The organism is Salinarimonas sp. NSM, assembly GCF_052380005.1.
In the GTDB taxonomy this organism is placed as follows: Bacteria; Pseudomonadota; Alphaproteobacteria; order Rhizobiales; family Beijerinckiaceae; genus Salinarimonas.
On sequence record NZ_JBQTCJ010000056.1, the window covers coordinates 20,065 to 32,686 of the forward strand.

At 71.8% G+C, this 12,622-nt stretch carries 11 protein-coding genes; 7 read left to right on the plus strand and 4 right to left on the minus strand.

The genetic code is table 11. The annotated features are described in order from the left end of the window. The first annotated feature begins 44 nt into the window (after nucleotides 1-44). Both ACTZWW_RS17810 and ACTZWW_RS17815 read left to right on the plus strand, forming a co-directional pair. Nucleotides 45-1,700, plus strand: a complete 1,656-nt coding sequence (locus tag ACTZWW_RS17810) for a BCCT family transporter (protein ID WP_444782314.1) — start codon at nucleotides 45-47, stop codon at nucleotides 1,698-1,700. 93 nt (nucleotides 1,701-1,793) lie between these two features. Next, nucleotides 1,794-2,873, plus strand: a complete 1,080-nt coding sequence (locus tag ACTZWW_RS17815; RefSeq protein WP_444782315.1) for a D-TA family PLP-dependent enzyme — start codon at nucleotides 1,794-1,796, stop codon at nucleotides 2,871-2,873. Here ACTZWW_RS17815 and ACTZWW_RS17820 read toward each other — a convergent pair whose 3' ends face one another. The 3 genes from ACTZWW_RS17820 to ACTZWW_RS17830 all read right to left on the minus strand — a co-directional run bounded on the left by ACTZWW_RS17820 (nucleotide 2,874) and on the right by ACTZWW_RS17830 (nucleotide 5,246). Further along, entirely contained in the window at nucleotides 2,874-4,046 is a 1,173-nt protein-coding gene (locus ACTZWW_RS17820; RefSeq protein ID WP_444782316.1) for an MFS transporter, read from the minus strand. After that, the gene (locus ACTZWW_RS17825; protein WP_444782324.1) at nucleotides 4,043-4,756 is read right to left on the minus strand and encodes an NUDIX hydrolase; all 714 of its coding nucleotides are present in this window, start codon (nucleotides 4,754-4,756) and stop codon (nucleotides 4,043-4,045) included. Before ACTZWW_RS17825 ends, ACTZWW_RS17820 begins: the two co-directional genes overlap by 4 nt. Nucleotides 4,757-4,838: 82 nt before the next feature. Beyond that, a complete protein-coding gene (locus ACTZWW_RS17830; protein ID WP_444782317.1) occupies nucleotides 4,839-5,246 on the minus strand; it encodes a DUF983 domain-containing protein in 408 nt (135 codons plus the stop codon). Nucleotides 5,247-5,441: 195 nt separating this feature from the next. Between ACTZWW_RS17830 and ACTZWW_RS17835 the strand changes: the two genes are divergently transcribed. After that, nucleotides 5,442-7,181, plus strand: a complete 1,740-nt coding sequence (locus tag ACTZWW_RS17835) for a carbamoyltransferase C-terminal domain-containing protein (RefSeq protein WP_444782318.1) — start codon at nucleotides 5,442-5,444, stop codon at nucleotides 7,179-7,181. 22 nt (nucleotides 7,182-7,203) lie between these two features. On the opposite strand, the gene ACTZWW_RS17840 is transcribed toward ACTZWW_RS17835, so the two are convergent. After that, nucleotides 7,204-8,118, minus strand: coding sequence for an NAD(P)/FAD-dependent oxidoreductase (locus tag ACTZWW_RS17840; RefSeq protein ID WP_444782319.1), 915 nt, complete (start codon nucleotides 8,116-8,118; stop codon nucleotides 7,204-7,206). A 215-nt stretch (nucleotides 8,119-8,333) separates the two neighbouring features. On the opposite strand from ACTZWW_RS17840, the gene ACTZWW_RS17845 reads away from it, so the two are divergent. The 4 genes from ACTZWW_RS17845 to ACTZWW_RS17860 all read left to right on the plus strand — a co-directional run bounded on the left by ACTZWW_RS17845 (nucleotide 8,334) and on the right by ACTZWW_RS17860 (nucleotide 12,517). Then, nucleotides 8,334-9,458: an extracellular solute-binding protein gene (locus ACTZWW_RS17845; protein WP_444782320.1), complete on the plus strand. Its 1,125-nt coding sequence runs from the start codon at nucleotides 8,334-8,336 to the stop codon at nucleotides 9,456-9,458. 213 nt (nucleotides 9,459-9,671) lie between these two features. Then, nucleotides 9,672-10,754 carry an ABC transporter ATP-binding protein gene (locus ACTZWW_RS17850; protein ID WP_444782321.1) on the plus strand — a complete coding sequence of 361 codons (1,083 nt, stop codon included), beginning with the start codon at nucleotides 9,672-9,674 and terminating at the stop codon, nucleotides 10,752-10,754. 1 nt (nucleotide 10,755) lies between these two features. Beyond that, nucleotides 10,756-11,637 carry an ABC transporter permease gene (locus tag ACTZWW_RS17855; protein WP_444782322.1) on the plus strand — a complete coding sequence of 294 codons (882 nt, stop codon included), beginning with the start codon at nucleotides 10,756-10,758 and terminating at the stop codon, nucleotides 11,635-11,637. 13 nt (nucleotides 11,638-11,650) lie between these two features. Further along, on the plus strand, nucleotides 11,651-12,517 hold the full coding sequence (locus ACTZWW_RS17860) for an ABC transporter permease (protein WP_444782323.1): 867 nt from the start codon (nucleotides 11,651-11,653) through the stop codon (nucleotides 12,515-12,517). Nucleotides 12,518-12,622 lie beyond the last annotated feature (105 nt).

The window sequence follows — 12,622 nt, forward strand, 5'->3', positions numbered from 1 at the left end:
CGTGACGACGAGCGGCAGAACCACGAGCAGCGAGGTTGGCTCCCATGAACGACGACGCGACGCGCGCACCCGATACGACCGGGATCGACGCCATCCCGGCGCCGGAGGGGGCCACGGCCCTGATCGACACCGACTACACGATCGGCCAGGACAACGTCGAGCTCCAGGTCGGCCCGTTCGGGCTCGACATCCACAATCCGGTCTTCCTCATCTCGGGGCTGACCATCGTCGCGTTCGTGGTGCTGACGCTCGCTTTCCAGAACAGCGTCGAGCCGCTCTTCGCGGGCCTGCGCGACTTTCTCACATCGACGCTCGACTGGTTCTTCCTCGGCGCGGCGAACGTCTTCGTGATCCTCTGCCTCGCCCTGATCGCGAGCCCGCTCGGCCGGGTCCGGCTCGGCGGCAAGGAGGCCACGCCGGACTATTCCTACACGGGCTGGTTCGCCATGCTGTTCGCCGCCGGCATGGGCATCGGGCTGATGTTCTACGGCGTCTCCGAGCCGATCTCGCACTATTCCACCGCGATCGGCGGGGTCGCCACCGAGGGCGGCGTGCGCACCGACTGGGCGCCGCTGGGCGGCGCGGCGGGAGACCAGGCGGAGGCGGTGCGGCTCGGCATGGCCGCGACGATCTTCCACTGGGCGCTCCACCCCTGGGCGATCTACGCCATCGTGGCGCTGGCGCTGGCGCTGTTCTCCTACAACAAGGGCCTGCCGCTCACGATCCGCTCGATCTTCTACCCCATCTTCGGGGAGCGGGTCTGGGGCTGGACCGGCCACGTCATCGACGTGCTCGCCGTGTTCGCGACGCTGTTCGGCCTCGCCACCTCGCTCGGCTTCGGCGCCGAGCAGGCGAACGCGGGGCTCGCCTTCCTCTTCGGCCTGCCGGACAGCGACGGGTCGAAGGTGATCCTCATCCTCGCCATCACGGGTATCGCGCTCCTCTCCGTGGTGGCGGGGCTCGATGCAGGCGTGAAGCGGCTCTCCGAGATCAACATGACGCTCGCGGCGCTGCTGCTCGGCTTCGTGATCCTCGTCGGGCCGACGGTGCTGATCCTCGGCGGCTTCTTCCAGAACCTGTGGGCCTACGTCACGTACCTCCCGGCGCTGTCGAACCCGATCGGGCGCGAGGACGCGAACTTCTCCCAGGGCTGGACGGCCTTCTATTGGGCCTGGTGGATCTCCTGGTCGCCCTTCGTGGGCATGTTCATCGCGCGCGTCTCGCGCGGGCGGACGGTGCGCGAGTTCCTCACCTGCGTGCTGATCATCCCCTCGCTCGTCTCCGTCCTGTGGATGACGGCCTTCGGCGGAACCGCGATCGACCAGATCGTCAGCCAGGGCATCACCGCCGTGCAGGACGCGCCGCTCGAGCTCAAGCTCTTCGAGATGCTCCAGGGCCTGCCGCTCACGCAGATCACCTCCTTCGTCGGCATCCTGCTCGTGATCGTGTTCTTCGTGACCTCGTCGGATTCCGGCTCGCTCGTGATCGACACGATCACGGCCGGCGGCAAGGTCAATGCGCCTGTGCCCCAGCGGGTGTTCTGGGCGGTGTTCGAGGGCCTCATCGCCATCGCGCTCCTCCTGGGCGGCGGGCTCGCGGCGCTCCAGGCGATGGCGGTCTCGACCGGCTTCCCGTTCACGATCGTGCTGCTGCTGGGCTGCTTCGCGATCGTTAAGGGGCTGATGAGCGAGCCGCGCTGAGCGGGCGCCGGCGCTCATGCGACCTCGCGGGGCGCGCCCGTCGCGTGCGCGGCCCGTGCATGCTACGCGTGGGCGTCCCCGCAGGAGCGCCCCATGCCCAGCCTCGCCGCCCGCATCGCCCGTGAGTTCGGATCGCCCGCCCTCGTGATCGATCTCGAAGTGGTCGCCCGCAACGTCGCCCGCCTGCAGGCTGCCTGCGCGGGCGTGGGTCTCGCCAACCGCCCGCACGTCAAGACGCACAAGAGCCCCGTCCTCGCCCGCATGCAGGTCGAGGCGGGGGCGCGCGGCATCACCTGCCAGAAGCTCGGCGAGGCCGAGGTGATGGCGCGGGCGGGCCTCGACGACATCCTGATCAGCTACAACATCCTCGGCGCCGACAAGGTCGGGCGGCTCGGGCGGCTCCTGCGCGAGACGCGGGTGACGGTGGCGGCCGACAACGCCACCGTGGTCGCGGGGCTGCCGGAGGCGGCGCGGATCGCCGGGCGCCCCCTCGGCGTCGTCGTCGAGTGCGACACGGGCCGCGCGCGGGCCGGCGTCACCACGCCCGAGGAGGCGGTGAGCCTCGCGCGCGACATCGCCTCCCGCGACGGGCTCGCCTTCGAGGGGCTCCTGCTCTACGCGCCGGAGGACGCGGTCGCCCAGACGCAGGCCTTCCTCGACGCGACGCTGGCCGGGCTCGCCGCGCACGGCCTCTCGGCACGGATCGTCTCGACCGGCGGGACGCCGAACCTGCGCAATCTCGGGCGCATCGCGGGGGCGACCGAGCACCGCTCGGGCACGTCGATCTTCAACGACCGGATGATGATGGCCTGCGGCGCCGCCGGGCTCGAGGACTGCGCGCTCCACGTCGTCGCCACCGTGGTGAGCCGCGCCGCGCCGGATCGCGGCATCCTCGACGCCGGATCGAAGACCCTCACCAGCGACACCGGCGGCGGGCTCGACGGGTTCGGGCTCGTGCGCGAGTACCCGCAGGCGCGGATCGGCCGCTTCGCCGAGGAGCACGGCTTCCTCGACCTCTCGGCCTGCCCGGAGAAGCCGGAGGTCGGCGCGGTGGTGCGCGTCGTGCCCAACCACGTCTGCGTCACCGTCAACATGCACGATCGCTACGTCGCCGTGCGCGGCGAGGAGATCCTCGGCGAGATCCCGATCGCGGCGCGGGGACGCGTCTCCTGATCAGCGGCGGGAAGCCGCCATGCGCCCGACGACGACCGCCAGATAGGCCGCGAAGAGCAGCGCCGTGGCGTAGGCGAAGCCGTGCGGGCGCATCAGATCGAGCCCGCCGCCGATCACCGGCGGCCCGACCATCATGCCGACATTGTACAGGATGACGAAGGCGGCGTTGGCCGAGGCGAGGTCCGGCCCGGAGAAGCGCGCGCCCAGATGCGCGAGCCCCACCGTGTAGAGCGCGCCGACGACACCGCCCCAGACGAAGAGCAGCGACCAGAGGAGGATCGGCGATCCCGCGACCGCCGGCATCGCGAGCGAGCCCGCGACGCCGACGAGGGCGGCGGCGAGGAGCACGAGGCGCCGGTCCATGCGGTCGGAGAGGAGGCCGATCGGGATCTGGAGCGCGACGTTGCCGAGCGCGACGAGGCTCACCAGGAAGGCCGCGCCTTCCGCGCTCATGCCGAGCGCGACGCCGTAGACCGGCAGGATCGCGAAGCCGCCGGTCTCCACCGCGCCGAACACGAGGGCGGCGATCGTCGCCACGGGTGCGACGAGGATCATCGAGACGACGGAGCGCGCCGGCCCGTGGCCGATCGCCGGCGAGAGCCCGCGCGCCAGCAGCAGCGGCAGCGCGGCGACGCAGACGAGGAGCGCGCCCGCGACGTAGGGCGCCCAGCCGCTCGTGCCGACGAGCGCGAGCACGGCGGGGCCCGCGGCGAAGCCGAGGGCGAGCACGGTCGCGTAGATGCCCATCACGAGCCCGCGGCGGCCCGGCGGCGCCACGGCGTTGATCCAGTACTCGGAGAGCACGAACAGGCAGCCGATCGCCGCCGAGAACACGAAGCGCAGCGGGAACCAGGCGGCGAAGGAGAAGAACACCTTGAAGGCGATCATCGTCGCCGCCGCGACGAAGACCGCGCCCCACAGGAGCGTCGAGACCCCGAAGCGGGCGGCGAGCCGCGGCGCGAAGGGCACGAACATCACCGCCGCGAGCCCGGCGATCGCCGTGTTCGCGCCGATGCCGATGCCGGAGACGCCCATCCGCTCCATCTCGAGCGAAAGCAGCGGGATCGACAGCGACAGCCCGACGCCGACCGCGCTGATGCAGCCGATCGCGGCGGCGATCGAGGCGACGCGCTGCCGGTCCATGCCGGCCTCGGGGCGCGCGATCTCGCTCATACCTCCTCGCGCACGAAGACGCCGCGGACCATGTGATAGTACGGCACCGGCAGCATCGGCGAGAAGCCGGCCTCCACCCGCGCGGCGAGCTCGTCGAGCACGACGGTGGTGATGGTGGGCAGGTCGAGCCGGCGCGCCTCGTCGAGGGAGACCCACACGAGCTCGACGAGCTCGGAGCTCTCCCCCACCACCCCCTCGACCTCGTGGCAGATCGCGGCGCGGTCGACGGCGAAGAAGCGCGTGTCGAAGCGCTTGGGCCGCCGCGGCGGCGTGATGGCGCGGGCGATGAACCGCAGGGCGTCGAGCTCGGGGTAGACGCCCTCGCGCACGAAATCCGCCCACGACCCGTCGATGGCGAGATCCGGCGGGCCGTAGTCCTTCGAGCCGAGCATGAGCCCGGTCTCTTCCCAGGTCTCGCGGATGGCGGCGAGCGCGAGCGCGCGGTTCCTGCCCGAGGAGGGCCGCGTCACCCGCGCCGAGAGGGCGGCGTCCGTTCGGTCGTCGAGCATGCCGGCGGCGACCATGCGCCGGTCGCCCGGCTCGATGCGCCCGCCGGGGAAGACGAACTTGCCCGGCATGAACTTGTGGCCGTCGTGCCGGCGCCCCATCAGCAGCTTCGGCACGCGGCCCGATCCGTCGATCACGATCAGGGTGGCGGCGTCGCGCGGGCGCTGGTTCGCCCATCTCTGCTCGCGCTCGGCCTTCGTCAGGCGCTCGGCGAGCTCCGTCCGGGCCTCGCCGCCTGTGTCGTCCCCGGTCGCCCGGCCGGTCTTCTGCCCCGTATCCCGCACCTCACCCCGTCCTTTCCGCTCCGGCACCGAATCCGTGCATGCCGAGCGCGTATTGCAGGCCCACGACCGCGCCCTTGACCGGCTGCATCAAGGCGAGCGTCATCGAAAGCGTCAAGGCCGGCCAGACCGCGAGCGTGAGCCAGAGGGGCCAGTCGAGGTTGGTCTCGGTGAGCAGGATTCCGTAGCCGACGATGTGGCCGACGATGAAGATCGTAACGTAGGGCGGCAGGTCGTCGGCGCGGTGGTGGTGCAGCTCCTGCCCGCAGGCGTCGCAGGCGTCCGCCACCTTCAGGAAGCCCCGGAACGCGCGCCCCTCGCCGCAGGCCGGGCAGCGGCAGGCGAGCCCGCGACGCACGCCGCGCGTCCAGGAGATCCGACCCGGCGCCTCCTCGATCCGTCCCGCCCGCATGTGCGTCTCTCCTCTCCGGCTCGTCATCGCGTCCTGTCTCGACGAGATCGCGCGCGGGCGCAAGCGCGACCGTTCGGGCGCCTCGCCGCCGCCCGCTGTGCGTCCCGCGTTTGCCCCGCGGCGCGGCTGTGCTAGCGAGGAGCCCCGTTCCGAGGGGCGCCTCCCGCGTCCCGCCGCGTCGAAGACCCCTTGCCGATGGCCCTCATCCTCTCGATCTCGTCGACCTCCCACGACGCCGCGGTGAGCCTGCACGACGACTACCGCACGCTCGCCGCCGTTCCGCTCGAGCGCATCACCCGCGTCAAGTCGGATGGGCGGCGCCTGCCGCACGAGGCCGTCGCGGAGGCTCTCACGATCGGAGGGGTGAGCGCGCGCGACGTCGACGTGCTGTGCCTCGCGCGCGGCCACATGCCGGCGCGGCTGATGCGCTTCGGGCACGATCTCCACGGCCTGCGCCGGCGCGCGCAGATCCTGCTCGACCGGCTCGCCGGCCGCGAGCGTGGGGCGGTGCTCAAGAGCGAGCTGCACACCGCGCGTACCCTCGACGCGCCGCGCCTCCTCGACGTCGCCGCGCTCATGGCGGAGCTCGACCTGCGCCCGCAGACGCGGCTGCACGTCTACAACCACCACCTCGCGCATGCGCTGCCGTGCCTGTTCCACAATCCCGACTGGGAGGATGCGCTCCTCTACACGTCCGACGGCGGCGGCGACGGCGTGTGCTACTCGATCCGCTCCTTCCGCGAGGGCGCGCTCGAGACGCTCTACGGCGGCGACGAGTGGGTGCTGAAGGAGCCGCGGGTGGATTCGATCGCGCTGGCCTACGGCTACGCGACGGAGGCGCTCGGCTACAAGATCCAGCGCCACGAGGGCAAGCTGACGGGCCTCGCCGCCTGGGGGCGGCCGGTGCTGCGCGAGAAGCTGCGGGCGCACTTCCGCCTGGACGACGAGACCGGCGAGATCCTCTCGGACTTCCCCTCCACCAAGGCCATGCGCCGGGCGATCTTCGCCATGGCGGACGGCGTCTCGCGCGAGGACGTGTCGGCGTCGGTGCAGGACCTCGCCGAGGAGATGACGCTCGCCGCCGTGCGCCGGCTGCTGGAGCGGCGCAGAAGCCGCAACCTCGGCGTCGCCGGCGGGCTCTTCGCCAACGTCAAGCTCAACCAGCGCCTCGTCGAGGAGGCGGGGATCGACGGGCTCTTCGTCTATCCCGCCATGAGCGACCAGGGCCTGCCGCCGGGCGGCGCACTGTCCTACCTGCTCGAGCGCGACGGCCTGCCCCGCTGGCTGGCGAGCCGGGCGCGGCTCGAGAGCGTCTATCTCGGGCGCGACTACGACGACGTCGTCGACGCGCATCTCGGCGCCGAGCCCGGCCTCGCCAGGGTCTCGGACGATCCGATCGGCGCGAGCGTCGCGGCGCTCGAGAGGCGCGAGGCGGTGGCACTCTACGCGGGGCGCATGGAGTTCGGCCCCCGCGCGCTCGGCGCCCGCTCCGTTCTCGCGGCGCCCGACGACCCGAGCGTCAACCAGACGCTCAACGCGCGCATGGAGCGCTCCGAGTTCATGCCCTTCGCGCCCTTCTGCGCGGAGGAGGACGCGGACACGATCTTCGACCTGCCGGCGGGCTCGCGCTACGCGGCCGAGTTCATGACCGTCACCTGCCGCGTGCGCGCCGAGTGGCGCGAGCGGCTCGCCGGGGTGACGCACGTCGACGGCACGGCGCGCCCGCAGGTGATCCGGCGCGCGCTCAACCCGACCTACTGGGACATCCTCGCCGCCTGGAAGGCGCGCACGGGGCTCCCGGCGCTGATCAACACGAGCTTCAACGTGCACGAGGAGCCGATCATCGACACGCCGGCGCAATGCGCCCGCGCGCTCCTCGACGACCGGGTCGACGCCGTGGCGACCCGGCGCGCGCTCTACCGCCGCAGGACCTGAGCGGCGGGGGGCCGAGGCCGTCTCACCACTCGTCGCGGCGCAGGCGATTGTGCACGTCGGTCGCCGCGATCTCGCCCTGGGCCATGGCGACGCCGAGCTGGTTGAGGCCCGTCACCACGTCGCCCACGGCCCAGACGCCCTCGACCGCCGTGCGCTGGTGCGGGTCCGCGCCGATGCGGCCGTCCTCGGCGAGCGGGACGCCGAGATCGGCGGCGAGGCCGGAATGCGGGCGCATGCCCATCGCCGAGTAGAGCGCGTCGACCCGGATCTCGGCGCCGTCCGCGAGCAGCACGACGACGCCGCTCTCGTCGGCCGCGCGGGCAATGCTCTCGATCGGCTCCTCGACGAGGCGGATGCCGGCGGCCGCGAGGCGCGCGCGCCCGCCCTCCCCGCAGGCGAGCGCGGCGCCGTTGGTGAGCGCGACGATGTCGGACGTGTAGCCGCGCAGGAACAGCGCCTCGCCGACGCAATGGTCGCCGCGGCCGAGCACCGCCAGGTTCTTGTCGATCATCTCGTAGGCGTCGCAGATCGGGCAATGGCGCACGAGCCCCGCCTTCACCGCCTCGAAGGCGTCCGCGATCGGCGGCTCGATGTCGGACACGCCGGTGGCGAGGACGAGGGTGCGCGCGCGGGTCTCCGTGCCCGAGGCACCCCGGAGCCGGAAGACGCCGTCCGGCTCGCGCTCGATCCGCTCGACGCGGTCGCCGACGGGCCGCGCGCCGTAGCCCGCCAGCTGATCGCGAAGCCGGCTCAGGAGCTCGTCGCCCGTGACGCCGCCGGGGAAGGCCGGATGGTTGCGCGAGCGCGGGATCCAGCGTGCGCGGGACGAGCCGCCGTCGAGGAGCACGAATCGTCGCCGGAAGCGGGCGAGATAGACCGCCGCCGTCAGCCCCCCGATGCCGCCGCCGACGATGGCGCAATCGTTGAGGGTCTCCATGGCGGGGCTCTCCGGAAGGGTCGTGGCTGGATGCGGTGCGCAGGCAACGCGCGGGAGAGCCGCACCGTTCGCCGTCTCATGCCGGGGGTCTCCCGTGTGCGCGTTGACGCACCGGAATCCGTGGAAACGGTCATTGAGGTGTTGCAAATGGAGCTTAGCCGGTTTCCTCTCTCCGGGACCCGTCCCGGTCCAAGCCCTTTCGGGAGGAAAGCACCATGTCCTTCGCCACCACCCGCCCGACCCGGCGCACGCTGCTGACCGGCGCAGCCGCGCTCGGCCTCGCCGCGCCCTTCGTCTCGCGCCGCGCCTTCGCGCAGGCGCCGACGGTCAACATCTTCGCCTGGGCCGGCTACGTCACCGACGACATGCTCGCCAAGTTCGAGGCCGACACCGGCATCCGGCCCGTGTTCACGCCCTACGGCACCAACGACGAGCTCCTCAACCAGATGCGCGCCTCGAACGGCGCGGGCTTCGACGTGATCTGGCCGACGGTCGACCGCGTGCCGAACTACGTCGAGTTCGGGCTCGTCCAGCCCATCGACGAGACCAAGGTCGAGTGGGACCGCGTCATCGCCTCCGCCGTCTCCGGCTCCGAGAACATGGGTGCCGTCGTCGGCGGCAGCCGCTATCAGGTGCCGTCCGACTGGGGCACCGAGGCGCTCTCCTTCGATCGTCAGCAGGCGCCGCTCGAGTACGGCTCGGCCTCCTACGGCGACATCTGGAAGCCGGAGATGGAGGGCAAGGCCACCGTGCGCGGCCATTCGGCGCTCGTCGGCATCGGCCTGTGGCTCGAGGGCGAGGGCCGGCTGCCGCGCCCGATGCGCGAGGCGTTCGCCTCCGAGGAGGCCATGGTCGAGGTCTACGACGTCATCCTCGCCGAGGCGATCGCGCGCAAGGGCAACGTCGCGCAGTTCTGGTCGAACGAGAACGAGGCTCAAGGAGCCTTCCGCGTCAACGGCGCGGCCATCGGGCAGACCTGGGATTCGACCGCCGCCGGCCTCGCCCGCGAGGGCCTGCCGATCGGCTACATCGCCCCGAAGGAAGGCGCGCTGGCCTGGATGGAGGGTCTCTCCATCCCCGCGCAGGCCGCCAATCTCGACGAGGCCTACGCCTTCATCAACTGGATGCTGACGCCGGAAGCCGGCGCCATGTACTCGAACGCCACCTCGATCAACTCGACCGCGGTCGGCGCCGACGCGCTCCTCTCGGACGAGGCCAAGGCCTTCTTCGCCGCGGCCTATCCGGGCGACGCGCTCGACAAGCTCTGGTGGTGGCCGATCCAGGACAGCTGGTTCGTCGCCAAGCGCAACGAGTACCAGGACCGCTTCCTGTCGGCGTGATCCGCCGGTCCTTCCCTGTAGGGGAAGGTGGCGCCGGCGAAGCCGGTGACGGATGGGGCACGCCGGAGGCGTGTTCCGCGATGCGGAAGCCGGGGTGGGGCGCCCGACGCACCCCACCCCTAGCCGGCATTGACGGCATTCCCCTCTCCTGCAGGGAGGGACACGACACGTTGCGCCACGCTCCCGCGTGACCTGCAAGCCACGAGACACTTCATGTCCCACTCCGTCGCGCTCGAGCGCATCACCATGGCCTTCGGCGCGACGAAGGCCGTCGACGACGTATCCTTCACCGTCGAGCCCGGCGAGTTCTTCTCGATCCTGGGGCCCTCGGGCTGCGGCAAGACGACGATCCTGCGCATGGTCGCGGGGTTCCTCGCGCCGAGTATGGGGCGTGTGCTCATCGGCGATCGCGACATGGCCGGGCTCGGGCCGAACCAGCGCCCCACCGCGATGATTTTCCAGTCGCTCGCGCTCTTCCCGCTGATGCCGGTGTGGGAGAACATCGCCTTCGGGCTCGAGGCGCGGGGCGTGCCCAAGGCCGAGCGCCGGCGCCGCGCCGAGGAGCTGCTCGAGCTCATCGCGCTCCCCGGGTACGGTGATCGCAAGATCGCCGAGCTCTCCGGCGGCCAGAAGCAGCGCGTCGCCATCGCCCGCGCGCTCGCCGTCGAGCCGCAGGTGCTGCTGCTGGACGAGCCGCTCTCGGCGCTCGATCTCAAGCTGCGCCAGCACATGCGCGCGGAATTGCGCGCGATCCAGAAGCGCACCGGCGTCACCTTCCTCTACATCACCCACGACCAGTCCGAGGCGCTCGCCATGTCGGACCGAGTCGCCGTGATGAGCGCCGGCGTGCTCCAGCAGGTGGCTGCGCCGCGCACGCTCTACGAGGACCCGGCGACGCCCTTCGTCGCCCGCTTCGTGGGGGAGACGAACGCGATCCCCGGCACCGTGGCGCAGGTCGCCGACGGCATCGCCGCCCTCGACACCGCCCACGGCCGGCTCTCGGCCCGCGCCGGCGCGGGCGTCGCGCAAGGGCGCCCCGCGACGCTGTACGTGAGGCCCGAGGCGCTCGGCATCGCCGCCGCGGACGCGCCGAGCGCGCTCGGCGCGCGGGTCGAGCGGCTCGACTTCGAGGGCGCCTTCGGCCTGCTGCACGCCGTCGCTGCGGACGGCGCGCCCGTTCTGGCGGCGCTGCCCTCCACCACGCTCGGCGCCGCGCCGGCGCCGGGAGAGGACGTGCGCTTCGCCTTCGCGCCCCGCGACGCCGTCGCGCTCGGCACGGCGCCCGGGGAGGCGTGAGATGGGCGCGCTGACCGCACGCTTCGGCGCAGGGCTGACGGGGTTCTTCGTGCTGCTCGTCGGGTTCTGGCTCGCGGGGCTCGTGCTCGCGCCGAACCTGATGATGATCGACTTCGCGCTGCGCCCCAACCTCCTGCCGGCGGACGTCGGCGGTCCGCTCGACGTCTACTCGCTCGACAACCTCGCCTATCTCGCGAACGAGCCGGTGCACCGGGACATCTTCCTCAAGACCGTCTGGGCGAGCGCGCTCGTGATGCTCGCGACCTTCGTCGTCTGCTATCCCCTCGCGTACTGGCTGGCGCAGACGGCCTCGCCCTCGGCGGCCTCGCTCGTGGTGCTCGCGCTGATCATCCCGTTCTGGATCAACGAGGTGCTGCGCACGCTCGCCTGGTACATCCTGTTCGCCTTCCGCGGGCCGCTGAACGCGCTGCTCCTGAACCTCGGCATCCTCGACGAGCCGATGCGCTGGTACGGGGACGGCGGCGTGCTGGTGGGGATGGTCTACGCCTACATCCTGTTCATGCTCTTCCCGATCTACAACTCGATCGAGAGCCTGGAGAAGGCGCAGGTCGAGGCGGCGCGGGATCTCGGCGCCTCGACCTGGCGCATCCACACCCGCATCGTGATACCCCACGCCAAGGCGGGCATCGCCACGGGCTGCGTCTTCACCTTCATGCTGGCGGCGGGGAGCTACGTGGCGCCGGCGCTGCTCGGCGCGCCGGGGAGCCGCTGGTTCACGCAGATCATCTACAACTGGTTCTTCGAGGGGGGGGACTGGAACCGCGGCGCGGCCTACGCGCTCGTGCTGCTGGTGCTCTGCCTCGCCGTCGTGCTGATCACGCTGCGCGTGTTCCGCGTCTCCCTCACCGACGTCGCGAAGTGAGGGAGATCGCCCGATGACGAGTGCCGTCGCCCTCCCGCCTCCCGCCACCCCGGCGCCCACGCCGCTCTCGGCACGCGCGGTCGCCGCGATCCCCAAGATCCTGTTCTGGATCTACGTGCTCGCCTTCTTCGTCTACCTGTTCGCGCCCCTCGTGGTGATGAGCGCCGCCGCCTTCAACACGAGCCGCTTTCCCACCGTGACGCCCTGGCTCGGCACGACGACGGACTGGTTCGCGCAGATGGCCGACGACGCCGCCATGTGGCGGGCGCTGTGGACCTCGGCCCTCGTCGCGCTCGGCGTCGTCGCCATCGCGGTGCCGGTCGGCACGGCCGCGGCGCTCGTGCTGACGAGCCTGCACGCCCGGGCGCGCTCGGTGCTCTACGCGCTGATGGTCTCCCCCCTGCTGACGCCGGGCGTCGTCATCGGCATCGCGACGCTGGTGCTGTGGCGCCAGGTCGGCGTCGGCGGCGGGCTCCTGCTGATCGTGCTGGCGCAGGCGAGCTTCATCTCGGCCTACGTGATGCTGATGGTCGCCGCGCGCCTGCAGCGCTTCGACCGCACGCTCGAGGAGGCCGCGCTCGGGCTCGGCGCGACGAAGCTCATGGTCTTCCGCCGCGTGCTCGTGCCCTTCCTCAGGCCGGCGCTCCTCGCCGCGGCGCTGCTGGCGACGCTCCAGAGCGTGGAGAACTACAACACGACACTCTTCGTGCGCGGCTTCGAGACGCCGCTGACCGTCTACATCGCCACGAAGGTCCGCACGGGCCTCACGCCTGCGGTGAACGCGCTGGCGCTCGTGATGATCGCGATCACGATCGCCGGCGCGCTCGCCTGGGAGATCGCGAGGCGGCTGGAGGCGCGGCGGGGGGCGGCCTCTTCGTAGAGCGGCTCGCTACACGAGCGAGCGGCACCGCCGCCCTCCCCACCCTCCGTCCTTCGTGTCCAGCGGATAAAAGGTTGACAGATCTGACCGGATGAATGGTTGACA

What these genes read in the sequence shown, in the direction of transcription:
- ACTZWW_RS17810 (WP_444782314.1), top strand. Translation starts at nt 45, where the DNA reads ATGAACGACGACGCGACGCGCGCACCCGATACGACCGGGATCGACGCC.
- ACTZWW_RS17815 (WP_444782315.1), top strand. Translation starts at nt 1,794, where the DNA reads ATGCCCAGCCTCGCCGCCCGCATCGCCCGTGAGTTCGGATCGCCCGCC.
- ACTZWW_RS17820 (WP_444782316.1), bottom strand. Translation starts at nt 4,046, where the DNA reads ATGAGCGAGATCGCGCGCCCCGAGGCCGGCATGGACCGGCAGCGCGTC.
- ACTZWW_RS17830 (WP_444782317.1), bottom strand. Translation starts at nt 5,246, where the DNA reads ATGCGGGCGGGACGGATCGAGGAGGCGCCGGGTCGGATCTCCTGGACG.
- ACTZWW_RS17835 (WP_444782318.1), top strand. Translation starts at nt 5,442, where the DNA reads ATGGCCCTCATCCTCTCGATCTCGTCGACCTCCCACGACGCCGCGGTG.
- ACTZWW_RS17840 (WP_444782319.1), bottom strand. Translation starts at nt 8,118, where the DNA reads ATGGAGACCCTCAACGATTGCGCCATCGTCGGCGGCGGCATCGGGGGG.
- ACTZWW_RS17845 (WP_444782320.1), top strand. Translation starts at nt 8,334, where the DNA reads ATGTCCTTCGCCACCACCCGCCCGACCCGGCGCACGCTGCTGACCGGC.
- ACTZWW_RS17850 (WP_444782321.1), top strand. Translation starts at nt 9,672, where the DNA reads ATGTCCCACTCCGTCGCGCTCGAGCGCATCACCATGGCCTTCGGCGCG.
- ACTZWW_RS17855 (WP_444782322.1), top strand. Translation starts at nt 10,756, where the DNA reads ATGGGCGCGCTGACCGCACGCTTCGGCGCAGGGCTGACGGGGTTCTTC.
- ACTZWW_RS17860 (WP_444782323.1), top strand. Translation starts at nt 11,651, where the DNA reads ATGACGAGTGCCGTCGCCCTCCCGCCTCCCGCCACCCCGGCGCCCACG.